25 protein-coding genes and 1 pseudogene are annotated in these 21,822 nt (G+C 62.2%); 21 read left to right on the top strand and 5 right to left on the bottom strand.

What is annotated here, in order from left to right; translation table 11 throughout:
* Positions 1 to 127 (top strand): annotated as a pseudogene (locus Q0R02_RS13760) (Bax inhibitor-1 family protein); the annotation flags it as partial.
* 73 nt (positions 128 to 200) lie between these two features.
* On the opposite strand, the gene Q0R02_RS13755 reads toward Q0R02_RS13760, so the two are convergent.
* The 4 genes from Q0R02_RS13755 to Q0R02_RS13740 form a co-directional block, all read right to left on the bottom strand.
* Entirely contained in the window at positions 201 to 821 is a 621-nt protein-coding gene (locus Q0R02_RS13755; protein WP_293884386.1) for a glutathione S-transferase family protein, read from the bottom strand.
* Positions 822 to 1,032: 211 nt separating this feature from the next.
* Complete coding sequence (locus tag Q0R02_RS13750; RefSeq protein ID WP_293884385.1) at positions 1,033 to 1,386, bottom strand: hypothetical protein; 354 nt, start codon at positions 1,384 to 1,386, stop codon at positions 1,033 to 1,035.
* A 13-nt stretch (positions 1,387 to 1,399) separates the two neighbouring features.
* Positions 1,400 to 3,715, bottom strand: a complete 2,316-nt coding sequence (gene clpA / locus Q0R02_RS13745) for an ATP-dependent Clp protease ATP-binding subunit ClpA (RefSeq protein WP_293884383.1) — start codon at positions 3,713 to 3,715, stop codon at positions 1,400 to 1,402.
* 108 nt (positions 3,716 to 3,823) lie between these two features.
* Complete coding sequence (locus tag Q0R02_RS13740; RefSeq protein ID WP_293884388.1) at positions 3,824 to 4,024, bottom strand: DUF1192 domain-containing protein; 201 nt, start codon at positions 4,022 to 4,024, stop codon at positions 3,824 to 3,826.
* A 167-nt stretch (positions 4,025 to 4,191) separates the two neighbouring features.
* Here Q0R02_RS13740 and Q0R02_RS13735 point away from each other — a divergent pair, with 167 nt between their 5' ends.
* Together Q0R02_RS13735 and Q0R02_RS13730 are read left to right on the top strand one after the other, a co-directional pair.
* Positions 4,192 to 5,196, top strand: coding sequence for an NAD(P)H-quinone oxidoreductase (locus Q0R02_RS13735; protein ID WP_293884381.1), 1,005 nt, complete (start codon positions 4,192 to 4,194; stop codon positions 5,194 to 5,196).
* A 50-nt stretch (positions 5,197 to 5,246) separates the two neighbouring features.
* Positions 5,247 to 5,915 (top strand): SDR family NAD(P)-dependent oxidoreductase, encoded by a 669-nt coding sequence (locus Q0R02_RS13730; protein ID WP_293884379.1) that lies wholly within the window; start codon positions 5,247 to 5,249, stop codon positions 5,913 to 5,915.
* A 74-nt stretch (positions 5,916 to 5,989) separates the two neighbouring features.
* On the opposite strand, the gene Q0R02_RS13725 is transcribed toward Q0R02_RS13730, so the two are convergent.
* Positions 5,990 to 7,849, bottom strand: coding sequence for an ABC-F family ATP-binding cassette domain-containing protein (locus Q0R02_RS13725; protein WP_293884377.1), 1,860 nt, complete (start codon positions 7,847 to 7,849; stop codon positions 5,990 to 5,992).
* 65 nt (positions 7,850 to 7,914) lie between these two features.
* Here Q0R02_RS13725 and Q0R02_RS13720 point away from each other — a divergent pair, with 65 nt between their 5' ends.
* From Q0R02_RS13720 to Q0R02_RS13635, 18 genes are all read left to right on the top strand, one after another.
* Entirely contained in the window at positions 7,915 to 8,535 is a 621-nt protein-coding gene (locus Q0R02_RS13720; RefSeq protein WP_293884376.1) for a glutathione S-transferase family protein, read from the top strand.
* Positions 8,536 to 8,608: 73 nt separating this feature from the next.
* Positions 8,609 to 9,502, top strand: a complete 894-nt coding sequence (locus tag Q0R02_RS13715) for a UDP-2,3-diacylglucosamine diphosphatase (protein ID WP_293884375.1) — start codon at positions 8,609 to 8,611, stop codon at positions 9,500 to 9,502.
* Between the two features lie 25 nt (positions 9,503 to 9,527).
* Positions 9,528 to 10,550 carry a glycosyltransferase family 1 protein gene (locus Q0R02_RS13710; RefSeq protein ID WP_293884373.1) on the top strand — a complete coding sequence of 341 codons (1,023 nt, stop codon included), beginning with the start codon at positions 9,528 to 9,530 and terminating at the stop codon, positions 10,548 to 10,550.
* A 109-nt stretch (positions 10,551 to 10,659) separates the two neighbouring features.
* Complete coding sequence (locus Q0R02_RS13705) at positions 10,660 to 11,328, top strand: DUF1013 domain-containing protein (protein WP_293884387.1); 669 nt, start codon at positions 10,660 to 10,662, stop codon at positions 11,326 to 11,328.
* 97 nt (positions 11,329 to 11,425) lie between these two features.
* Complete coding sequence (locus Q0R02_RS13700) at positions 11,426 to 13,135, top strand: long-chain fatty acid--CoA ligase (protein ID WP_293884371.1); 1,710 nt, start codon at positions 11,426 to 11,428, stop codon at positions 13,133 to 13,135.
* A 107-nt stretch (positions 13,136 to 13,242) separates the two neighbouring features.
* Positions 13,243 to 13,491, top strand: coding sequence for an exodeoxyribonuclease VII small subunit (locus Q0R02_RS13695; RefSeq protein WP_293884369.1), 249 nt, complete (start codon positions 13,243 to 13,245; stop codon positions 13,489 to 13,491).
* Positions 13,492 to 13,499: 8 nt separating this feature from the next.
* Positions 13,500 to 14,399: a polyprenyl synthetase family protein gene (locus Q0R02_RS13690; protein WP_293884367.1), complete on the top strand. Its 900-nt coding sequence runs from the start codon at positions 13,500 to 13,502 to the stop codon at positions 14,397 to 14,399.
* Position 14,400: 1 nt separating this feature from the next.
* Entirely contained in the window at positions 14,401 to 14,904 is a 504-nt protein-coding gene (gene coaD, locus Q0R02_RS13685; RefSeq protein ID WP_293884365.1) for a pantetheine-phosphate adenylyltransferase, read from the top strand.
* 88 nt (positions 14,905 to 14,992) lie between these two features.
* A complete protein-coding gene (locus Q0R02_RS13680; protein ID WP_293884364.1) occupies positions 14,993 to 15,754 on the top strand; it encodes a peptidylprolyl isomerase in 762 nt (253 codons plus the stop codon).
* Positions 15,755 to 15,766: 12 nt separating this feature from the next.
* A complete protein-coding gene (gene queA, locus Q0R02_RS13675; protein ID WP_293884363.1) occupies positions 15,767 to 16,798 on the top strand; it encodes a tRNA preQ1(34) S-adenosylmethionine ribosyltransferase-isomerase QueA in 1,032 nt (343 codons plus the stop codon).
* An 84-nt stretch (positions 16,799 to 16,882) separates the two neighbouring features.
* Positions 16,883 to 17,659 carry a transglutaminase family protein gene (locus Q0R02_RS13670; protein WP_293884361.1) on the top strand — a complete coding sequence of 259 codons (777 nt, stop codon included), beginning with the start codon at positions 16,883 to 16,885 and terminating at the stop codon, positions 17,657 to 17,659.
* A 53-nt stretch (positions 17,660 to 17,712) separates the two neighbouring features.
* Positions 17,713 to 18,627 (top strand): glycosyltransferase family 2 protein, encoded by a 915-nt coding sequence (locus Q0R02_RS13665; RefSeq protein ID WP_293884359.1) that lies wholly within the window; start codon positions 17,713 to 17,715, stop codon positions 18,625 to 18,627.
* Positions 18,628 to 18,716: 89 nt separating this feature from the next.
* Positions 18,717 to 19,700 (top strand): UDP-glucuronic acid decarboxylase family protein, encoded by a 984-nt coding sequence (locus Q0R02_RS13660; RefSeq protein WP_293884357.1) that lies wholly within the window; start codon positions 18,717 to 18,719, stop codon positions 19,698 to 19,700.
* Positions 19,701 to 19,801: 101 nt separating this feature from the next.
* Positions 19,802 to 20,074: a CopG family ribbon-helix-helix protein gene (locus Q0R02_RS13655; RefSeq protein ID WP_293884355.1), complete on the top strand. Its 273-nt coding sequence runs from the start codon at positions 19,802 to 19,804 to the stop codon at positions 20,072 to 20,074.
* Positions 20,062 to 20,358: a type II toxin-antitoxin system RelE/ParE family toxin gene (locus Q0R02_RS13650; RefSeq protein ID WP_293884353.1), complete on the top strand. Its 297-nt coding sequence runs from the start codon at positions 20,062 to 20,064 to the stop codon at positions 20,356 to 20,358. Before Q0R02_RS13655 ends, Q0R02_RS13650 begins: the two co-directional genes overlap by 13 nt.
* Positions 20,359 to 20,443: 85 nt before the next feature.
* Complete coding sequence (locus tag Q0R02_RS13645) at positions 20,444 to 20,710, top strand: BrnT family toxin (RefSeq protein ID WP_293884351.1); 267 nt, start codon at positions 20,444 to 20,446, stop codon at positions 20,708 to 20,710.
* A complete protein-coding gene (locus Q0R02_RS13640; RefSeq protein ID WP_293884349.1) occupies positions 20,694 to 20,954 on the top strand; it encodes a BrnA antitoxin family protein in 261 nt (86 codons plus the stop codon). The genes Q0R02_RS13645 and Q0R02_RS13640 overlap by 17 nt, the downstream gene beginning before the upstream one ends.
* Positions 20,955 to 21,063: 109 nt before the next feature.
* Positions 21,064 to 21,522, top strand: a complete 459-nt coding sequence (locus Q0R02_RS13635; protein WP_293884347.1) for a hypothetical protein — start codon at positions 21,064 to 21,066, stop codon at positions 21,520 to 21,522.
* Positions 21,523 to 21,822 lie beyond the last annotated feature (300 nt).

Here is a 21,822-nt window from a genome sequence, read left to right as displayed (position 1 = left end):
GATGTATTACCAGGTGCAGGGTTCCGAAATGATCGGCAAGACGGTCATCATGGGCGCGCTGACGCTGTATCTCGACTTCGTCAATATGTTCATGTTCCTGCTGCGCTTCATGGGCGACCGTCGCTAATACCCTACCGGCAGGAAAACGAAATGAGGCCCGGCGGAGTGATCCGCCGGGCCTTTTTATGCCTAGCTTTTTTCTATGACTGTTTTGGCATCAGTGCCATGTCGATATCCTTAGCCTTCAGATAGGCAGGCCGGTCCTTCAACCCATCCCAATAAAGCTCGAACGCGGGTCGTTGCTCGATCGATTTGAACATCAGCCCCCATCCAATCTGCGATCCAACATAAACATCGGCGGCACTGAACGTGTCACCCGCGACATAGCGTTTCCCGCTTACCGCAATTTCAAGGGCGTCCATTACTGCGCCAAAATTGCCATATCCCGCGCTCATCGATTTATCGGCAGGGACGTCGAACCCAAGCGACTTGTTCGTCACCGCGGCTTCGACCGGTCCCGACGCGAAATAGAGCCACCGATAGTAATCGCCCCGCTCCATGGGGGCAGGAGCCAGACCTGCTTCGGGAAAGGCGTCGGCCAGGTACGTGCAGATTGCCGCCGCTTCGGTGACGACAGTATCGCCATGCTTGATGGCCGGCACCTTGCCCATCGGATTAATCGCCAGATATTCGGGTGCCTTCATCGTAGTGCCATAGTCCAGAAGCACTTGCTCATAGGGTTGGCCGACCTCCTCCAGCATCCAGCGAACGATCTGTCCGCGCGACATTGGATTTGTGTAAAACGTCAACGGTGCACTCATCACGAATCTCCCTGTGGATGGCGAACGTAACATGAACAAGGCCCGTCGTCCTGCCTTCAAGTTGACCTTGCAAGGCGCGCGTTAACGAAATTCAGCAGAAAGTTCGATTGCCGCCATAAGAAATCCTCTCAAAGAGGCAACTTACAGAACAGAGCGTATTGAGAGTCCGGATCTGGCGAAGTCCTTTGCCGGTGTCCGATAGCAGTGGGAGTCAATAGCCCCGGCGATATCGTCCATACCGGTCGTTGAACTGTTCGCGCTCAAACGAAAGTCCGAGTGTGGCGCTGTCACCCAGCGGCACGATCGCGGTGCCGTACATCGAACGATAGCCGCCCGTGCCGATTGCCACGCCCATTTCGCCGTGGATCGACTTGTCGCGCCCGGGTTCAAGCCCCAGCGCGGCATCCTGCGCATTGCGCGCCGCACCGGCTTCCTTCGCCCGTTCCGCCTGTTCGGGCGTTAGTGTGATCGTCTCCGCTCTGGCAAGCGACGGTGCGATAACGAGCATGACGGCGACGAGCATTTTCATCGCCCCGTCGTGCGCCCGGTCAGCTTTCACGTTCATGAACAGATGCGTATCAGACCGGTGCGATAATCTTCGTCTTGCCACCCTTGCGTCCCTTTTTCGGAGCCGCAGGCGTGACCTCAAATGCCAATGCGTCGTCCTTGAGATGCACGAGCACCTCGCCGCCATGCACGAGTTTGCCGAACAACAGTTCCTCGGCAAGGGGCTGCTTGATCTTTTCCTGGATCAGGCGACCCATTGGCCGCGCACCGTATAGCTTGTCATATCCCTTGGTCGTGAGCCACGTCTTTGCATCATCGTCCAACCGGATATGCACCTCGCGGTCGGCGAGCTGGATCTCCAACTGAAGAATGAACTTGTCGACGACCCGCGCGACGACTTCGGTTGGCAAATATCCGAACGGAACAATCGCATCCAGGCGATTCCTAAACTCTGGCGTGAACATCTTTTTCACCGCCTCTTCGTCCTCGCCCTCGCGCGTCATAGCGCCGAAGCCGACCGCCTCGCGCGCCATGTCGCTGGCGCCCGCATTGGTCGTCATGATCAGGATCGTATTGCGGAAATCGACCGACTTGCCGTGTTGGTCAGTCAGGCGCCCGTTATCCATGACCTGCAACAGGATGTTGAACAGGTCGGGATGCGCTTTTTCAATTTCGTCGAGCAACAGCACGCTGTGTGGCTGTTGGTCGATGGCATCGGTCAGCAATCCTCCCTGATCGAACCCGACATAGCCGGGGGGCGCACCGATCAGGCGGCTGACACTGTGCCGTTCCATATATTCCGACATGTCGAAGCGTTGCAAAGGGATGCCCATGATCGATGCCAACTGCCGGGCGACCTCGGTCTTGCCGACGCCGGTCGGACCTGTAAACAGGTAATTACCGATCGGCTTGTCGGGATCGCGCAGGCCAGCACGGCTCAGCTTGATCGCGGATGCCAGCTTTTCGATGGCCGCATTCTGGCCGAACACAACCCGTTTCAGGTCGGTCTCCAGCGACGCCAAGGACTTGGTGTCGTCGGTCGATACCGACTTGGGCGGGATCCGTGCCATTGTCGCAATGACGGCTTCGATCTCCTTGGACGTAATGACTTTCTTGCGCTTGGCCGGAACGACCAGCATCTGCATCGCTCCAACTTCGTCGATCACGTCGATCGCCTTGTCGGGCAATTTCCGGTCGTTGATATACCGTGCGCTTAATTCCACCGCCGACTTGATCGCGTCGGGGGTGTAGCGGACATTGTGATGCCCCTCGAATGCGGAGCGCAGGCCTGATAGGATCTTGATCGTGTCCTCGATCGTCGGTTCGTTTACGTCGATCTTTTGAAACCGCCGAAGCAACGCGCGGTCCTTTTCGAAATGGTTGCGGAACTCCTTGTAAGTCGTCGAACCGATGCAACGGATTGTCCCGCCCGACAGCGCCGGTTTCAGCAGGTTCGACGCGTCCATCGCCCCACCCGAAGTAGCGCCCGCACCGATCACGGTGTGGATTTCGTCGATGAACAGGATCGCATGGGGCAGCTTCTCCAGCTCGTTCACGACCGCCTTCAGCCGCTCCTCGAAATCGCCGCGATACCGCGTTCCCGCCAGCAGTGATCCCATGTCGAGCGAATAAATCACCGCGGGCAGCAGCACCTCGGGAACCTGGCCCTCGACGATCTTGCGCGCCAGTCCTTCGGCAATCGCAGTTTTCCCGACGCCGGGATCGCCAACATACAGTGGGTTGTTCTTTGATCGGCGGCACAGGATCTGGATCGTGCGATCAACTTCAGGGCCACGTCCGATCAGCGGATCGACCTTTCCGGCCTTCGCCTTTTCGTTCAGATCGACGCAGAACTGCTTGAGTGCGGACTCGCCATTCTTCTTTGCGTCACCCTTGGCCGGTTTTTCTTCCTCGGCACCCTTTACTTCCCGCGCCTCCGTTGCTTCGGTGCCCTTGCCGACGCCGTGGCTGATGAAACTGACCGCATCCAGGCGGCTCATGTCCTGCTGCTGGAGGAAGTAAACGGCATAACTCTCCCGCTCACTGAAGAGCGCGACCAGCACGTTGCCGCCGGTCACTTCGTCGCGGCCCGAGGATTGGACGTGGAGAATTGCGCGCTGGACGACGCGCTGGAAACCGCTGGTCGGCGACGGATCGGTCTGACCCTCGACGCGCAATGCTTCCAATTCGGTGTCGAGATAGTGGGTGACGACCGTCTTCAGCTCGGCGGTATCCACGCCACACGCGACCATCACCGCTTTGCCATGTTCGTCGTCGATCAGCGCCAGCAGGAGATGCTCCAGCGTGGCATATTCATGACGGCGTCCGGCAGCGGCGGACAGCGCGTTGTGGAGTGTGGTCTCAAGTTCTCGGGCGAAGGAAGGCATGGGCTTGGTCCTTTGGGGAGGCCGACAGTTGCGGCATCCAGTCCCGTTCTATGTCGGGTGTCCGGATCGGTTCATCAAGAACGGCAGGAAATCTGATCGGTTCAATATTCACTTTTTGAACAATTCGTCAGCGATCGAACGGTGTCGCGTGGCATGGTCCAGCTTTGCGCGCGTACGGACGATTTCGCCTTCCAATATCGCGATCCGCGCATGGAGTTCGGCGACCGACAAGGGGTCGAGGTCCGCCCGGACCGCAAGGGCCAGGGGATCGCCAGCGCGAGGAGGCGGCGAGATGTCGTCCGTGTCCATCACCGGAAGGTCGCCGGAGAATTGTCCGCTGTCAACAAACTGTCGGACGGATGCGATCGATTACCTGTAGTAGCACCGGCATTTCGCGTGGCACCGTCTTGTCGAACCACTATCCTTCTATTACCGCCATTCGCGGGAGGGCGCCCCTTCCGACCAGGAAAGCGGTAATGATGGATATCCCGACCACCATGCGTGCGATCGACCCTGCGGAAGGAGGCGGTCCCGAAGTCCTGATCCTGGTCGACCGCCCGGTGCCGACCCCCGGCCCCGATGAAGTCCTTGTCCGAATTGCCGCGGCAGGCGTGAACCGGCCCGATGTGCTTCAGCGCCAGGGCAAATATCCGCCGCCGCCCGGAGCGCCATCGATCCTCGGGCTGGAAGTCGCCGGCACTGTCGTCGGCCTGGGCGCAGGGGTCGAGGATTTCCACCTTGGACAGCCGGTCTGTGCACTCGTCGCCGGCGGTGGCTATGCCGAATATTGCACCGCTCCGGTTGGTCAGTGCCTGCCGGTTCCGGACGCGCTGACCATGATCGAAGCGGCCGCGATCCCCGAGACGCTGTTTACAGTCTGGACCAATTTGTTCGAACGCGCCTATGCCGTTGAGGGTGACACCGTTCTGGTACACGGCGGCACCAGCGGGATCGGCACGATGGCAATCACGCTCGGCAAGCTGTTCGGCCTGACCGTCATCGTGACCTGCGGTTCGCCCGAAAAGTGTGCGCGGGCGATCGAACTTGGCGCAGACCATGCCATCGACTATAAGGCGGCGGACTTCGTTGCCGAAGTGGCTCGGATCACGGCCGGGCAGGGGGTCAACGCCGTGCTCGACATGGTGGGCGGCGACTATTTGCCCCGCAATCTTGCCTGCCTTGCCGAAGACGGTCGCCACGTCTCGATCGCCGTGCTGGGTGGCCCGAAAGCCGAAATCTTCATTCCGCAGATCATGGCGCGCCGCCTGACCCTGACCGGCTCGACGCTGCGGGCGCGCAGCGTGGCGTTCAAGACGCTGGTCGCGGACGAACTGGCGCGCACGGTCTGGCCCCATGCCGAGGCGGGGCGATTGAAGCCAGTGATCGATCGCGTCTTTCCGTTAAGCAACGCAGCGGGCGCGCATGCGCTGATGGATTCAGGAGCGCACGTCGGGAAGATCGTGCTGGAGGTTCGCCCCTGACGCAAGGGCGGCTCATTTCAGGCTCGTTTCCGCCGGGTGGCCTCGCCATCGTGATCGGGAGCAGCGGCGGGATCGGCGCGGCGGTTGCCGATGCGCTCGATGGAGATGCATCCTTCAGCGGAGTCATCCGCCTGTCCTGCCAATCGGATGGCTTCGATCTGAGGGATGAACCAAGCATCGAACGTGCCGCCGCCGCCATCAAAGCGCGACCGGAGCCCATCCGCCTGATTTTCGTAGCCACTGGCTTGCTCTCCAGCGAAGACATCGCTCCGGAAAAATCGCTTCGTGACCTTGATGCCGGCACGTTGGCCACCCTGTTTGCGATCAACACGATTGGCCCGGCACTGGTCGCCAAGCATTTCCTGCCCCTGCTCCCGCGCCACGGCAAAAGCATGTTCGCGGCGCTGTCGGCACGGGTCGGCAGCATCGGTGATAACCAATTGGGCGGGTGGTACGGGTATCGTGCGTCGAAAACCGCACTGAACCAGATTATCCACACTGCCGCGATCGAACTCGCACGGTCGCGGCTCGAGGCCGTCTGTGTCACGCTCCATCCAGGGACGGTCGCGACGCGGCTGTCACAGCCGTTTGCGAAAAGCGGCTTGCCGGTCCAGTCGCCAGCGGAGGCGGCGGGTCGGTTGCTCAGCGCCGTCGCGGGGCTTTGCGCGGAGGATACGGGCGGATTTTTCGATCACCGGGGTGAAAGAATAGCCTGGTAACGCAGATTAAAGGTCGGGATGGCCGGGGTGACGGGTCAGTTGATTGCGTGTTGACGATTGGGTCGGTCGTGTCTTCAGGCCGCGACTTCCAGCCCCTCGCTGGCCTGCACCCATTTCACCTCCGCTGCCTCCAGCCGCTCGGCGACGCTCGCGCGCAGCTTCATCAGGTCGGTCATCGACAGCCGGGCGTGGTGCGGCTCGGCGATCGCGGGATCGAACATCGCGCGCTCGATCGCGCTGCGTTCGGCGGTCAGTTTTGCCATCTCGCCCTCGGCCACCTTCACCGCCGCGCGCAATAGCTGGTCGCGTTCGCGTGCTGCCGCTGCCGCCTTGCGGTCGCCCTTCTTGTCCACCTTGGCAACCTTGGGTTGGTTCTTGCCCAGAATCATGTCGACATAATCGTCCAGGCTGCCGCTATATTCGGTCGCCGTCCCGCTATCGACCAGCACCAGCCGGTCGGCTGTCAGTTCCAGCATATGGCGGTCATGGCTGACGAGGATCACCGCGCCTTCATAGTCGTTCAGCGCCTGCACCAGCGCCTCACGCGCATCGACGTCGAGATGGTTCGTCGGCTCATCGAGGATCAGCATGTGCGGCGCGTCGCGCGTGATCAGCGCCAGCGCCAGCCGCGCCTTTTCGCCGCCCGACAGCTTGCCGACAAGCGTCGTCGCCTTCGCGCCCGAAAAACCGAACCGGCCCAATTGCCCGCGCACCGCAGCAGGAGAGGCACCCTTCATCTGGCGCGTCATATGTTCGAGCGGAGTATCGGTGCCGTCCAGTTCCTCGACCTGATATTGCGTGAAATAACCGACGCGCATCTTGCCGCTCGCGCTCATCGATCCTTCCATCGCGGGCAGTTGCGCCGCCAGCAGCCGCGCCATCGTCGTCTTGCCGTTGCCGTTACGCCCCAGCAGTGCCAGCCGGTCGTCGGGATCGATGCGGAGATTCAGCCGCTGCAGGATCGGCTTGCCCTCGGTATAGCCGACCGCCGCCATGTCCAGGGTCACGAGCGGCGGTTTCAATTCATTTGGGCTGGGGAACTCGAACGCCAGTGTCGGGTCGCTCGCCATTTCGGCGATCGGCTGCATCCGGGCGAGTGCCTTCATCCGCGACTGGGCCTGTTTGGCGGTCGATGCGCGGGCGCTGTTCTTGGCGATATAGTCCTGCAGCTTGTTGCGCTGATTTTCCTGCGCGACCCGTGCCGAGGCCAGTTGTGCCATCCGTTCGGCGCGCTGCATTTCAAACGCGTCATAGCCACCGACGTAGAGCGTGCACTTGCCGCCCTCCAGGTGCAGGATGTGATCGACGACATTGTTCAGCAGGTCGCGTTCGTGGCTGATCACCACCATCGTCGCGCGATACCCTTTCAGAAAGGATTCGAGCCATAGCGTCGCTTCCAGATCAAGATGGTTCGAAGGCTCATCGAGCAGCAGCAGATCGGGTTCCGAAAACAGCAGTGCCGCCAACGCAACGCGCATTTTCCAGCCGCCGGAGAAGCTGTCGAGCGGCTGGTGCTGTGCCTCCTCGTCGAAGCCCAGCCCAACGAGTATTCGGGCCGCTCGGGCAGGGGCCGCATGGGCGTCGATCGCCATCAGCCGTTCGTGGATCTCACCGATGCGGTGGTGGTCGGCGGTATGCTCCTCCTCGTCCAGCAGCGCGGCGCGCTCCAGGTCGGCGGCCAGCACGGTCTCGAACGGTGTGCTCGTTCCCGACGGCGCTTCCTGCGCCAGATAGCCCATCTTGGTCGCGCGCGGCATTTCGACAGCACCGTCATCGGGGTCGTGCTGGCCGGTGATCGCCTTCATCAGCGTCGTCTTGCCAGCGCCGTTGCGTCCGATCAGGCCGACGCGCGCGCCCGTCGGCAGCGAAGCCGTGGCGCGGTCCAATATCGTGCGTCCGCCGAGGCGCACCGTAATACCATTTAGATTGAGCATGGCGGGCCCGTAGCAGAAGTTTGCAAATGTTGCGAGTGCGAAGGTGTGGTGTCATGATGCCGGTCATGACCGAAACATTGATCCTTCACGAATACGCGCTGTCGGGAAATTGCTACAAGATCCGGCTGACCGCTGCGCACGTCGGCGCGACCCTGCAACGGCGCGAGTATGACATATTGCAGGGGGAAACGCGGACGGCTGATTTCCTTGGAACGGTCAACGCCAATGGGCGTATTCCGGTGCTGCAGATTGGCGATCGCTTTCTGCCCGAAAGCAATGCCGCCTGTTTTTGGCTGGCGGACAGTTCGCCACTCATTCCGGTCGATCGGTTTGACCGGGCCGACATGCTCCGCTGGATGAACTGGGAACAGTATAACCACGAACCGAACGTCGCGACGATGCGCTTCCTGCGCGCCTTCCTGTTCGAGGAAAATTGGTCTCCGGAGCAGAGAGCTTCGGTCCCCATGCGAACCCGCAACGGCGACGCGGCTCTGGCGTTGATGGATGACCATCTGGCGACGCGGCAGTGGTTTGTCGGAAAGACGCCGACGGTCGCCGACCTTTGCCTGTATCCCTATACATCGACGGCGGGGGAGGGCGCCTTCGACCTGACACGCTATCCCCATGTCTCACGCTGGCTGGACGACGTGGCGGCGCTGCCGGGGCATGTCACAATAATCGCATGAATCTTCCAACTGGGTGTAACAATCCTGCGCCATAGGGATTGCCCGAGGACTTGGGACCTCCGGGAGCAGACTTATGGACGCCATCACGCGTCTCGCGTTCGAGGCCGAACTGTCGGACGGGCCCGGCCCGGGCTTCAACCTGTCCGATTACGACGCCGACACGCCCGCGATTCCCGAGCGCGAGGGGACTCGCCGCCGTTTCCGTACGATCTGGATCAGCGATATTCACCTCGGCACGCGCGGTTGTGCCGCCGCCATGCTTATCGACTTTCTGGATTCGGTCGATAGCGAGACGATGTATCTGGTCGGCGACATCATCGACGGGTGGCGCATGAAAAAGAAATTCTACTGGCCGACGGCGCACAATGACATCGTCTGGCGCATCCTTAAACGATCGAAGCGCGGCACCCGGATGATCTACATCCCCGGCAACCATGACGAAATGTTTCGCCAGTTCAGCGGCCTGAGCTTCGGCGGGGTCGAGATCAAGCGCAAGCATATCCACCAGACCGCCGACGGGCGCCGCCTGCTGGTCATGCACGGTGACGAATTCGACGCGGTGATGCTGGCCCACCGCTGGCTCGCCTTCGTTGGCGACGCTGCCTACGAAATGCTGATGCGGTGCAACCACATCGTCAACAGGGTGCGGACGTGGTTCGACCTGCCCTATTGGTCGCTGTCCAAGCACGCCAAGCACAAGGTCAAGAACGCGGTGGCCTTCATCGGTCGTTTCGAAGAGATCGTCGCGCACGAAGCTGGAGCGCGCGGCGTCGATGGCGTCGTCTGCGGCCACATCCACAATGCCGAGATGCGCGATATCCAGGGCATCGAATATTATAACGACGGCGACTGGGTCGAGGGCTGCACCGCACTGATCGAACATTTCGACGGACGGATGGAAGTGCTCCATTGGGCCGACGAGATCGCCAAGCGCGAAACCCCGAACGAACTCAGGCTGGCGGCGTGAGGATCGCGCATCTTGGACAAGTGGCGTGAGGATCGCCATCGTCACCGACGCCTGGACGCCCCAGGTCAACGGTGTCGTTCGCACACTGCTGGCGACCCGTGACGAGCTCGAAAAACAGGGTCATGTGGTCGAGGTGATTTCGCCCAACTACTATCCGTCGATCCCGTGTCCGACCTATCCCGAAATTCGTCTGGCGATGACCCGCGCGTCATGGGTCGGTGCGCGCATCGCGGCCTTTGCGCCCGATGCCGTGCACCTGTCGACCGAAGGGCCGTTGTGCCTGGCCGCGCGGCGCTGGTGCATCCGTAACGACTATTGCTTCACGACCGCCTACCACACCCAATTCCCGGACTATTTCGCGGCGCGCACGGGGATGCCCGCCGCCTGGGTGTGGCGATACATCCGCTGGTTCCACGCTCCGTCGGAGGCGGTGCTGGTGTCGACGCCGTCGGTTCGCACCATGCTGATGGCGCATGGCGTTTCCCATACCCGGCACTGGAGCCGCGGCGTCGATCTCGGCAATTTCACGCCCGCCGCCCCGCCGCCCGCGCTGTTTGCCGAACTCAGCGGCCCGATCCAGCTTTACGTCGGGCGGATCGCGGTCGAAAAGAATATCGAGGCGTTCCTGTTATCGCCGCATCCGGGCACCAAGGTCGTGGTCGGCGACGGCCCTGCGCGTTCGACGTTGCAGGCGCGCTACCCCGAGGTCCGCTTCATGGGACCATTGTCGGGAGCCGCGCTGGCCGGTGCCTATGCCGGGGCCGACGTGTTCGTCTTCCCCAGCCGGACCGACACGTTCGGGCTGGTGATGATCGAGGCGCTGGCCTGCGGGACACCGGTTGCGGCTTATCCGGTCAGCGGGCCGATCGACATCGTGACCGGCACGACCGGCGCGCTGCACGAAACTATCGAGGCCGCGACCACCGCCGCGCTGACCCGCGACCGGGCCGCCTGCGCCACCTACGGTGCGGGCTATACCTGGGAAGCCAGCGCTCGGCAGTTCCTGACCGCGCTGGTGCCGGCCGCACGACGCTCGAAGGCCGCGTAATTTACTTGTCGTAAAGCGCGCGAAAGACTAGGCATCTGCCAGTATCAGGCCGCTCCGAAAGGGGCGGCCCTTCTTTTATCAAAGGGATTCCGCCGTGGCCCAGCCGCTTATGCCCCATGCAACCGCATCGTGGCTCGTCGACCAGACTTCGCTCAGTTTCGAACAGATCGCCAATTTCTGCGGCCTGCACATTCTGGAAGTCCAGGCGATCGCGGACGATACGGCGGCGACCAAGCTGACCGGTCGCGATCCGATCCGCGCGTTCGAATTGACGCTCGCCGAAATCGACAAGGGGCAGGCTGACCCGAATTATGCGCTGAAGATGTTCCGCGAACCCGAGGCTGTGACCCGGACCAAGGGACCGCGCTATACGCCGGTTTCAAAGCGCGCCGACAAGCCCGACGGCATCGCCTGGATCATCCGCAACCACCCAGAGGTTTCGGACGGCCAGATCGGCAAGCTGATCGGAACGACGCGCACGACGATCGCCGCGATCCGCGATCGGACGCACTGGAACATGGCGAATATCACGCCGAAGGATCCGGTGACGCTGGGCCTGTCGTCGCAGCGTGAACTGGACGCCATCGTTGCCAAGGCCGCCAAGGCCGCTGGCATCGAACCGGTCGTCGACAACCGGCTGGAGGGCGACCGTGCCGCCCTGATCACGCAATTGCGCACCGAGCGCGACGACGCGACTAAACTCGCCGAACAGATCGCCTCGGGCGAAGTCGAGCGGCCGTTGCTGGCGGGTGGAATCGTCGATCCGTTCAAGCGGTAAGCTTGGCCGTCTATCACCCTGGCCTGCGCCGAGGTGATGACGACCGCAGCAAACCTCCAGCTTGCCCCTCGCGAAGCCCATGCTTACACTTATGTGAATGAGCAATAGCGACCCCCTATCCGACCCCATCTGGCGCACGCATTATGCGCACCCGGGTGATTGGGACCGCGTGTTCGCGCCGCTGACGATCCCGCAGATGTTCGATGCCAGTGTTGCTGCCTACCCTGATGCCATCCTCAGCGACTTCCTGGGTGCGCAGTTGCGGTATGCGACCATCGGCGTGCTGGTCGATCGCTTTGCCGCCGCGCTGGTCGTGCAGGGGCTGGTGAAGGGTGACCGGGTGGGTCTGTATCTGCCGAACGTGCCCGATTACCTGATCGCCTATTACGGCGCGCTGAAGGCAGGGGCGATCATCGTCAACATGTCGCCTCTTTATTCGCGCGAGGAATTGACGCATCAGGTCCGGGACAGCGGCGTTCGCCTGATGGTGACCACCGATGTGCCGCAGCTTTACGCGACGGCCAGCGCACTGCTGGACAGCGGCGTAATCGAACGTATCGTCGTCGGGTCGCTCTCCGGCTGGCTACCCCTGGGAAAGCGCATCCTGTTCCGCCTGTTCAAGCGTGGCCAGATCGCCCGGATTCCGACCGGCAACCCCCGCATCGTGCGTGTCAGCGCCATGATCGACCCGACCCAGTCCGACGCGCCGGTGATCGCCGTCGATCCCGACGATGTCGCGCTGATCCAGTACACCGGCGGCACCACCGGCGTCCCGAAGGGGGCAATGCTGACCCACCAGAACCTGACTGCCAACGCGCGGCAGGTCCACGCCATCGATCCGCATCAGGAAATGCCCGACCGCATCGTCGGCGCGCTGCCGTTCTTCCATGTCTTTGCCAACACCTGCGTCCTCAACCGGACGGTGCTGAGCGGTGGCATGATCGCCATGGTGCCGCGGTTCGATGCCGGGCAGGTGCTGGCGACCATCGCGCGGGTAAAGGCGACCGCGCTGCCCGGCGTCCCGACGATGTACCAGGCGCTGCTCGACCATCCGAAGATGGGCACCACGTCGTTCGCGTCGTTGCGGGTCTGCATATCGGGTGGCGCGCCGCTGGCGGGGGCATTGAAGCAAAAGTTCGAGGCCGCGACCGGAGCCCATGTCGTGGAAGGCTATGGCCTGACCGAAAGCGCCGGGGTCGTTTCGTGCAATCCGTACCAGGGCGCGAACAAGGATGGCACCATTGGCCAGCCTGTCGCCGGGACGCTGGTCCGCCTGGTCGACCGCGAGGACCCGACCCGACCCGCGCCCCCCGGCGAACCCGGCGAACTGGTGTTCGAGGGGCCACAAGTCATGAAGGGCTATTGGGGCCGCCCGGAAACCAATGCCGAAACCTTCGTCGGCCGGGCGCTACGCAGCGGCGACGTCGCGACCATCGACGCAGAGGGCTATATCCGCATCGTCGACCGGTTGAAGGACATGATCGCGGTGGGCGGCTTCAAGGTCTTTCCCAGCCAGATCGAAGCCATGCTCTATCGCAATCCGGCGGTGAAGGAGGCCATCGTCATCGGCATAGCCGACGATTATCACGGCGAGGTTCCGAAGGCCTTCGTGACGCTGAACGAGGGCGCAAGCATGGACGGCGCGGCGTTGAAAGCATGGCTGAACCCGCAACTCGGCAAGCATGAACGCGTTGCCGCGGTGGACGTGCGTGCAGAATTGCCGAAGACGCTGGTGGGCAAATTGTCGCGCAAGGAACTGGTCGCAGAGGAGCGTGCAAAGATTGCCCAGGCCAGCCCCTCGTCCTAACAGGGAAGGCGGTGTTCGCCGGGGTGACGGCGTTTCACGCGACCGCGCCTTAATCACGGACCCCCCCACACCTTGACCGCCAACAGCCTGCGCTTCAAAAGCCGCTCATGGCCGAAACACCCTCCCAATTCTCTCAACTGTCCTTCGAAGACGCGCTCAAAAGGCTGGAGGCGATCGTCCAGCGGCTTGAAAGCGGCAGCGCGAGCCTCGACGACTCGATCACCTTATATGCCGAGGGCGACATCCTGCGCGGCCAGTGTGAGGCGCGGTTGAAGGATGCGCAGATGCGGATCGAAAAGATCAGCCTCGGTGCCGATGGCGCGCCGACCGGCACCCAGCCGTTCGACGCGGCCTGACCGGCGCAATGCGGGCCGTTTCGCCGATCCTGGGGGATGCGCTCGGACGGATCGCGATGGATGTCGATGCGCTGTTCGATGCGGTGCTGCCGGTGCCCGACGACCCGCGCCACCGGCTGTTCCAGGCGATGCGTCACGCCTGTATCGGCGGTGGCAAGCGGATGCGTCCGCTGCTGGTTGTGGCCGCCTGCGACCTGTTCCACATCGACCGCGCCGCCGCGCTGCGTGTCGGTTGCGCGGTGGAGGCGATCCACGTCTACTCGCTGATCCACGATGATTTGCCTTGCATGGACGACGATGATCTGCGGCGCGGGCGACCGACCGTCCATCGCGCCTTTGACGAGGCGACCGCCGTTCTGGCGGGGGATTCGCTCCACGCGCTCGCGTTCGAACTGATTGCCGCCGACGCGGTTCATGCCGACCCCTTCGTCCGCGTCGAACTGGTCGAGGGGTTGGCGCGGGCGAGCGGTCCGGGCGGCATGGCGGGCGGCCAGATGATGGACATCGTCGCGGAAACCGAGACGTTCGACCTGAACGGCGTCACCCGTTTGCAGCAGATGAAGACCGGCGCGCTGATCGCATTCTGTGTCGAGGCGGGGGCGATCATGGGACGTTTGCCGCCGGAGGGTCGCGCCTCGCTGCGGGGCTATGCGCGCGATATCGGCCTGGCGTTCCAGATTGCCGACGACCTGCTTGACCATGACGGCGACGAGGCTGCAGCGGGCAAGGCGCTCCGCAAGGACGAGGCGGCGGGGAAGGCCACGTTCCTGTCGCTGCTCGGCGTGGATCGCGCGCGCGCGCAGGCGCAGATGCTGGTCGACCAGGCGATCGAACACCTGCAGAGCTATGGCGAAAATGCCGAACTGCTGCGGGCCATCGCGCGCTACAGCATCGAAAGGGATCGCTGACATGCATCACCGTATCGGGGTCTATCCCGGGACCTTCGACCCGATCACCCGCGGCCATATGGACATCATCCGGCGCGGGGCAAAGCTGGTCGATCGGCTGGTTGTCGGCGTCACCACCAATCCGTCGAAGTCGCCGATGTTTTCGGTCGAGGAGCGCATGGCGACCGTCGTCCGCGAGACCGCCGATATCGCGGGGGTCAGCGTCGTGCCTTTCGACCTGCTGCTGATGGACTTTGCCGAGCGGCAGGAGGCCAGCATCATCGTTCGCGGACTGCGCGCGGTCGCCGATTTCGAATATGAATATCAGATGGCGGGGATGAACCAGCAGTTGAACAACCGGATCGAGACCGTCTTCCTGATGGCCGATGTCGCGTTGCAGCCCATCGCCTCGCGGCTGGTCAAGGAAATCGCGATGTATGGCGGAGCGATCGGTCGCTTCGTCATGCCGGCCGTCGAGGCAGAGGTGATTGCCCGGGTCACCAGGATCGGCCGCAAAGGCAGTTAGCATTTCGGTTCATCGGACGCTAAGCCCGCGCCGGGCAGAGCGCCGATGTTGAAGTTTGGTGGCGTTGAAGTTTTTGGGAGCGATCAAGATGCGTTTGTTACTGGGTCTGTTGGCGGTTGCCGCCGTTTCGGGAGCAGCGTCGGCCAAGCCTGCCCTACCCGTGATTACGCCTGCGCCCGTGCCCGTCGCGCCGCCCAGCGATCCAAGGAACATCCTGCACCTGGACCTTTCGACCGGCGGCAGCGTCGTTATCCTGCTGCGTCCCGACAAGGCTCCGAACAGCGTCGAGCGTATTCGGACGCTGACCCGGGCTGGATTTTACGACAACGTCCTGTTCCATCGCGTCATCGAAGGGTTCATGGCGCAGACCGGCGATCCAAAAGGGACCGGCGAGGGCGGATCGCCGCTGCCCGACGTAAAGGCTGAGTTCAACGACCTGCCGCATCTGCGCGGCGCGGTATCGATGGCGCGCCCGCAGGACATCAACGGCGCGAACAGCCAGTTCTTTATTGTCCTGATGCCGGTCCTGCGCCTTGACGGGAAATACACTGTCATCGGGCGGGCGACCTCGGGCATGGAATATGTCGACGCCATCGCGCGCGGCGAACCACCCGCCAATCCGTCGAAAATCGTCCGCGCCTTCATGGAATCCGACGGCCCCACCGCACCCCGCGTGGCGCTGGTGATCCCGGCTCCGGTGGCCGCTGCTGCCCCGGCGACCCCGGCAACGATCCCGGCTCCGATCGAAGCAAAGGCACCCGTCCCGCAGGCGGCCCCCCAAGCGCATCCAGCCAGTCCCGCGCCCGCCAGTCCCGCACCCGCCAGTCCCGCACCGACGCCGCCCAAATAACCGCCTGCGACCGTGCGCGTCGACCTGTTCGATTTCGACCTTCCCGACGCCAGTATCGCCCTGCGCCCGGCGTCGCCGCGTGACAGTGCCAGGATGCTGGTCGTCGACGGCGTAACGCGGACCGACCGGATCGTTGGCGATCTGCCCACCGTCCTGCGCCCGACCGACTGCCTCGTCTTCAACAACACCCGTGTTATCCCCGCGCAGTTGGAGGGCAGGCGCGGCAATGCCACCATCGGCGCGACGCTGCACAAGCGCGAGGGGTTGCGGGAGTGGCGGGCGTTTATCCGCAATGCCAAACGCCTGCACGAGGGCGACGCGGTCGACTTCGGGAACCAGGTCTTCGCCACCGCCAGCACGCGCGGTGACGACGGCAGTTGGCTGCTGACCTTTGCCGGCGACGAGCCCGTCGAAACCTTGCTCGAACGCGCCGGGCACATGCCGTTGCCGCCCTATATCGCCAGCAAGCGCCCGACCGACGAACGCGACGCCAGCGACTATCAAACGATGTTCGCCGATCTGCCCGGTGCCGTCGCCGCGCCGACCGCCGCGCTGCACTTCACGCCAGCGCTGATGGCCGCGCTCGCCGAAGCGGGGATCGCGCATGAAACACTGACGCTCCACGTCGGCGCGGGCACATTCCTGCCGGTCAAGGTCAGCGACACAGGCGACCACCGGATGCACGCCGAATGGGGGCGCATCGATGCCGCCACCGCCGACCGCCTGAACCAGGTTCGCGCATCGGGCGGCCGCGTGATCGCGGTCGGCACCACCGCGCTCCGCTTGCTGGAAAGCGCGTATCGGGAAGGGCAGGGGATCGCCCCGTTCGAGGGAGATACCGCGATCTTCATCACGCCGGGCTACCGGTTTCGGGCCATCGACGGGCTGCTCACCAACTTCCATCTGCCCCGCTCGACGCTGTTCATGCTGGTCAGCGCGCTCATGGGGCGCGAGGCGATGCAGGCCGCCTATGCCCACGCGATTGCAGACGGCTATCGTTTTTACAGCTATGGCGACACGAGTCTGCTGTTACCCACCGGATAAGCCGCGCACAGAACCGGAACATCCGCTGGGTGCAGTCTGTTTCGACGCACATTTACGCACATCTACCTTGGGGCCGGAGCGCCAATGATCATCGATATCGACGTCCTGCTGGATTATGGCATACCCGAGCGCCACGACGTGCTCCTGCAGGTCGAGGCCGCCGCGATGGCCGATCAGCGACTGTTGTCCAGCACCCTGACCGTGACCTCGCCCGAACGCCTGCGCGCGGTCGAGGGCGAGGAATCGATCGGCCAGCGGACGTGGGCGGCGGGTCTCGGCCAGTTCCGCGTCGAATATCGCGCCCGTGTCGAAATCGACCGCGCGCGCGTCGACCTCCGCCACCTGCGGGCGAACGACCCGCGGATGCTGCCAGCGCTGGTCGTCCCCTATCTGCTGCCCAGCCGCTATTGCGAAAGCGACAAGTTCGAAGCCTTTGTCACCCGTGAGTTTTCGGGCTTCGGCGGCGGCCAAAAGATCATGGCGATGCTTGACTGGATGACCACCCATGTCGATTATGTCTCCGGCTCGTCGAGCGGCGATACGACGGCGGCGGGCACCTTTGTCCAGCGGCAGGGCGTGTGTCGCGATTTCGCCCATTTGCTGGCCAGCATGGCGCGCGCGGCCATGATCCCCGCGCGCCTGGTCGCCGCCTATGCCCCCGATGTCACGCCCCCCGACTTCCACGCCGTCATCGAAGTCTGGCTCGACAGTTCGTGGCATCTGGTCGATGCTACGGGGATGGCGCAGGCCGATGAGATCGTCCGCATCGGCGTCGGCCGCGACGCCACCGACATCGCCTTCATGACCGTGTTCGGCAGCGCGCAGATGTTTGAACAGCGCGTGACCGTCACGCGCGGTTGACACCGGCGCCCGACTCCCCATACGACTTGGCAACCACCCGTCGGAGCGACTGAATGCCGTTAGTGAGCGTCGTCATTCCGACATTTGGTCGTCCCGAACTCGTGTGTCGCGCCGTCGTCGGCAGCCTGGCCCAGACACTGTCCGACATTGAGGTGATCGTCGTCGTCGATGGCGTCGATCCCCCCACTAACGCCGCGCTCGCGCTGCTGAAGGACGACCGCCTGCGCGTCATCAACCACGACGGCAAGCGGGGGGCGGGGCAGGCGCGCGATACTGGGGCCGACGCCGCCACCGGGCAATGGATCGCCTTTCTGGACGACGATGACGAATGGCTGCCCACCAAGCTGGCGGCGCAGGTCGCCATCGCGCCACCCGAACCCGCGGTGATCATGACCCTGTCCAAGGTTGTCAGTTCGACGGGCACCTTCGTTCGTCCGGCCGAAATCTATGACAATGTCATGCCGGTCGACGAATGGCTGTTCGACCGCCGCACCTGGCTGAAGGGCGGGCAGAGTTTCCTGCAAACCTCCTCTCTGATGTTTCCGGCCGCGCTGTTCAAGCTGGCCCGCTTTACCGACACCAAGCAGCACGAGGAGTGGGAGCTGGTCATCCGCGCGGTCAAGCAACATGGCTACCGGCTGGTCACCGTGCCGGAACCGCTGGTCATTTACTATGTGCCCGAGGCGCGCAAGTCGCTCAGCCGCACCTATACCTGGCGCCAGTCGATCGCCTGGGCGGTCGGCATGCGGTCGGTGCTGACCCCGCGCGCGTTCAGCGGCTTCTGCCTGACGGTCGTCGCCCAGATGGCCGCATCGACCGGCAACCGTGAGGCGTTCGGCCCGCTGTTCACCAATGCGGCGCGCGCAGGCAGGCCGACGTTGAAACAATTGTTCGCCTTCGCCTTTTTCTTCGTCTCGCCTGAGACCCTGCGTCGGCGCATCCGTGCCGGGATGCAGGCAGAGCGTTAATCCCGATGGGCTAATTGCCCGCCCCCAGACCCGATGATTCACGTCTTTTACCGACGCCGGATCGGCATTGATAAACGGAGCCAAGTCGAATGCTGCCAGCCACCAAACTCGTCCCCGCCCGCCGGATCCTCGTCACCGGGGGCTGCGGCTTCCTCGGCTCGCATCTGTGCGAAATGCTGATTGCCGAGGGGCATGACGTCCTGTGCGTCGACAATTATTTCACCGGCAGCCGCGCCAATGTCGCGCACCTGCTCTCGCATCCGCGCTTTGAACTGCTTCGCCACGACATCACCTTTCCCCTGTATGTCGAGGTTGATGAAATCTATAACCTGGCCTGTCCCGCCTCGCCGATCCACTACCAGTACGACCCTGTCCAGACGACCAAGACCAGCGTCATCGGCGCGATCAACATGCTGGGCCTGGGCAAGCGCGTGAAGGCCAAGGTCTTTCAGGCGTCGACCTCCGAAGTCTATGGCGACCCGTCGGTCCACCCGCAGGAGGAATCCTATTGGGGCAACGTCAACCCGATCGGCATCCGCTCCTGCTACGACGAGGGCAAGCGGTGCGCCGAAACGCTGTTCTTCGATTACCGCCGCCAGCACGACATGGAGATCAAGGTCGTCCGGATCTTCAACACCTATGGCCCCCGGATGCGCCCCGACGATGGGCGCGTCGTTTCCAATTTCATTGTCCAGGCGCTGCAGGGGCAGGACATCACCATCTATGGCGACGGCTCGCAGACGCGCTCGTTCTGTTACGTCGACGACCTGATCCGCGGTTTTTACGCGATGATGAACACCGGCAAGGACGTCACCGGCCCGATCAATCTGGGCACGCCGGTCGAATCGACGATGATCGAACTCGCCACCGAAATCCTGTCGATCACCGGCGCAAAGTCGCGGATCGTCCACATGCCGCTGCCCCAGGACGACCCCCGCCAGCGCCTGCCCGACATCGGCAAGGCCCGCGCCGTCCTCGACTGGGAACCGCGCGTCGAGATGCGAACCGGCCTGACCCGCACCGTCGAATATTTCGACAAACTGCTGAAGGGTGAGTTGGCGAGCGGTGCGTAGGGTCATTGACGTCCCCACATTCTGTATCTGATGCAACGAGCAATTGCTTCTTTCCACCCTCGGCGGTATCCAAAGGTATTACCTTTGGATACCGATGCAGCATGGCAACTTCGCTCAAGATTGATGACACGCTGAAAGGCCGCGTTCAGCGCCTCGCCGCAATTCGGGATAGATCGGCGCACTGGATCATGCGCGAGGCAATTCACCAGTATGTCGAACGTGAGGAAGCGCGAGAGAGTTTTAAAAACGAAGCTCTCGCGTCCTGGGTCGAATATCAGGAAACAGGGCGTCATCTTACCGGTCCTGAAACAGCGACATGGCTAAATAGCTGGGGCACTTCTTTTGAAACGGGGCAGCCGGAGTGCCACGACTGATCGTTACCGAAGGGGCAGCGTCAGGGCTTGAACGCTGCCGGACATTCCTTGTTGATAAGAACCCCCAAGCAGCGGAACGTGCCGGTAAGGCAATATCAGACCGCCTGTTGTCACTCGAAATCACGCCAGACATGGGCCGCCCATTCGACATGGAACCGACTTTGCGCGAATTGCCGATCAGCTTCGGCGCGAGCGGTTATGTCGCCCTATACAAACATGAACCTGGCGACGATGCGGTCTACGTGCTTGCGTTTCGCCATCAACGTGAAGCTGGCTATTCGTAGATCGAGTCTGTGACGGGAAACACCTGTTTGTGGTCATCTGACCTCGGTCTTGACGCGGATACTTTTTGTAACTACATAAGTGTTTATGGAAATTGAATTTGATCCGGCAAAGCGCTTGCTGACCCTGACGGATCGTAGACTTGATTTCCTTGATGCTCCGCGGCTGTTTGAAAGCCGTTCGCTTACCGTTGTTGATGACCGCATCGATTACGGTGAGGAACGCTTTGTCAGTTATGGTTTTATCGACGCCATTGCGATTGCTCTTGTCTGGACAGACCGCGAAGGGGTCATGCGGATCATCTCGATGCGAAAGATGCATATAGAGGAGATACAATATGTCGGACTGGATTGATCCTGATGACGCACCAATTCTGACGGCAGAGATCGCTGCCCGTGCTGAGGTAAAAGAAGGTAATAGGGTTATTCGACCTGCTACCGGAACGCTTGCACGCATGGGCCGACCACCGCTCGGCGAAGCGGTAAAGAAACAGGTGACGTTGCGCCTCGATAGCGAAGTTATCGCAGCATTTCGTGCTGGTGGCGCTGGCTGGCAGTCGCGCATGAATGACGTGCTGCGCAAGGCGGTTGGGGCCTAGCTTTCACGCCCGCGACGGCAAACACCAGTTTATCGCCATTATCCGAACACAACCATGAAATCGGTTTGGCTCTCCACGTTCCCCTAAGGCTACTGTGTAATGAACATCCATGGATGTGACTAAACTGGGGCCAAGCCACTTGGAACAAACCGACGAAGATCGTGATAGATTTGGTTATCTGGCTATCGTTTCTGTATGTGCCTCGACATTAGGATCGATCTTGGCTTCGGCAGTTTTATTTTACTTCTATTTGCCTGATGACGGATATGCAAAATCAGAAGAACTTATCGCTGTTTTGTGGCTTTTTGGAACCCAATTTGCAATCGTAGTGAGCCTTTTTCTTGGCGTTCCAGCACTTCTAGTCTTTGGAAAATTTGCCACTCGTCGCCCACTCAGCGGCACCATAGCATTTGGCTTTTTCGGTCTTCTTGGCGCATTTATCGTACCGTACACGAGAGACAGCGGCATGCAGAATGCCTGTCTGGTTTTTGGCGCTTGTGCAGGAGGTATGCATGTAGTCGTTTACAATCTCGCTCGCGGCGTCAGGTGGATTGTTAACCAGATTTGAAGGGACTCGGAGATGACGCCAAACACATGTTTGTCGTACACTCCCCTCGGTAAACATATCCAAATCGCGCGCTTTCGTGCGCAAATTCCCGAAAGTGTACGACAAACCCTGCCGCCTTGTGAAAGTGTCCGAGAACCTCAAATCAGGGGTTTGTCGTCAGGGCGTAATAGTGCCCGCGATCCGCTGGTATTATCGCCGAACCCCACCACACGTCACCCCGGCGCAGGCCGGGGCCTATACGGACGTCCGAAAGAAATGCGCCCGATCCGACAGCCGTATAGGCCCCGGCCTGCGCCGGGG

This window comes from Sphingomonas sp. (assembly GCF_025353885.1).
GTDB lineage: Bacteria > Pseudomonadota > Alphaproteobacteria > Sphingomonadales > Sphingomonadaceae > Sphingomonas_O.
This window is presented reverse-complemented; position numbering and strand designations above follow the sequence as displayed.

Excerpts from the sequence above, each read along its gene's own strand:
- Q0R02_RS13690 (WP_293884367.1), top strand. The coding sequence starts at position 13,500 with ATGCGGGCCGTTTCGCCGATCCTGGGGGATGCGCTCGGACGGATCGCG.
- Q0R02_RS13640 (WP_293884349.1), top strand. The coding sequence starts at position 20,694 with ATGTCGGACTGGATTGATCCTGATGACGCACCAATTCTGACGGCAGAG.
- Q0R02_RS13655 (WP_293884355.1), top strand. The coding sequence starts at position 19,802 with ATGGCAACTTCGCTCAAGATTGATGACACGCTGAAAGGCCGCGTTCAG.
- Q0R02_RS13695 (WP_293884369.1), top strand. The coding sequence starts at position 13,243 with ATGGCCGAAACACCCTCCCAATTCTCTCAACTGTCCTTCGAAGACGCG.
- Q0R02_RS13740 (WP_293884388.1), bottom strand. The coding sequence starts at position 4,024 with ATGGACACGGACGACATCTCGCCGCCTCCTCGCGCTGGCGATCCCCTG.
- clpA (WP_293884383.1), bottom strand. The coding sequence starts at position 3,715 with ATGCCTTCCTTCGCCCGAGAACTTGAGACCACACTCCACAACGCGCTG.
- Q0R02_RS13735 (WP_293884381.1), top strand. The coding sequence starts at position 4,192 with ATGATGGATATCCCGACCACCATGCGTGCGATCGACCCTGCGGAAGGA.
- Q0R02_RS13705 (WP_293884387.1), top strand. The coding sequence starts at position 10,660 with ATGCCCCATGCAACCGCATCGTGGCTCGTCGACCAGACTTCGCTCAGT.
- Q0R02_RS13755 (WP_293884386.1), bottom strand. The coding sequence starts at position 821 with ATGAGTGCACCGTTGACGTTTTACACAAATCCAATGTCGCGCGGACAG.
- Q0R02_RS13715 (WP_293884375.1), top strand. The coding sequence starts at position 8,609 with ATGGACGCCATCACGCGTCTCGCGTTCGAGGCCGAACTGTCGGACGGG.
- Q0R02_RS13645 (WP_293884351.1), top strand. The coding sequence starts at position 20,444 with ATGGAAATTGAATTTGATCCGGCAAAGCGCTTGCTGACCCTGACGGAT.
- Q0R02_RS13680 (WP_293884364.1), top strand. The coding sequence starts at position 14,993 with ATGCGTTTGTTACTGGGTCTGTTGGCGGTTGCCGCCGTTTCGGGAGCA.
- Q0R02_RS13635 (WP_293884347.1), top strand. The coding sequence starts at position 21,064 with ATGGATGTGACTAAACTGGGGCCAAGCCACTTGGAACAAACCGACGAA.
- Q0R02_RS13665 (WP_293884359.1), top strand. The coding sequence starts at position 17,713 with ATGCCGTTAGTGAGCGTCGTCATTCCGACATTTGGTCGTCCCGAACTC.
- coaD (WP_293884365.1), top strand. The coding sequence starts at position 14,401 with ATGCATCACCGTATCGGGGTCTATCCCGGGACCTTCGACCCGATCACC.
- Q0R02_RS13660 (WP_293884357.1), top strand. The coding sequence starts at position 18,717 with ATGCTGCCAGCCACCAAACTCGTCCCCGCCCGCCGGATCCTCGTCACC.
- Q0R02_RS13670 (WP_293884361.1), top strand. The coding sequence starts at position 16,883 with ATGATCATCGATATCGACGTCCTGCTGGATTATGGCATACCCGAGCGC.
- Q0R02_RS13720 (WP_293884376.1), top strand. The coding sequence starts at position 7,915 with ATGACCGAAACATTGATCCTTCACGAATACGCGCTGTCGGGAAATTGC.
- Q0R02_RS13750 (WP_293884385.1), bottom strand. The coding sequence starts at position 1,386 with ATGAACGTGAAAGCTGACCGGGCGCACGACGGGGCGATGAAAATGCTC.
- Q0R02_RS13700 (WP_293884371.1), top strand. The coding sequence starts at position 11,426 with ATGAGCAATAGCGACCCCCTATCCGACCCCATCTGGCGCACGCATTAT.
- Q0R02_RS13725 (WP_293884377.1), bottom strand. The coding sequence starts at position 7,849 with ATGCTCAATCTAAATGGTATTACGGTGCGCCTCGGCGGACGCACGATA.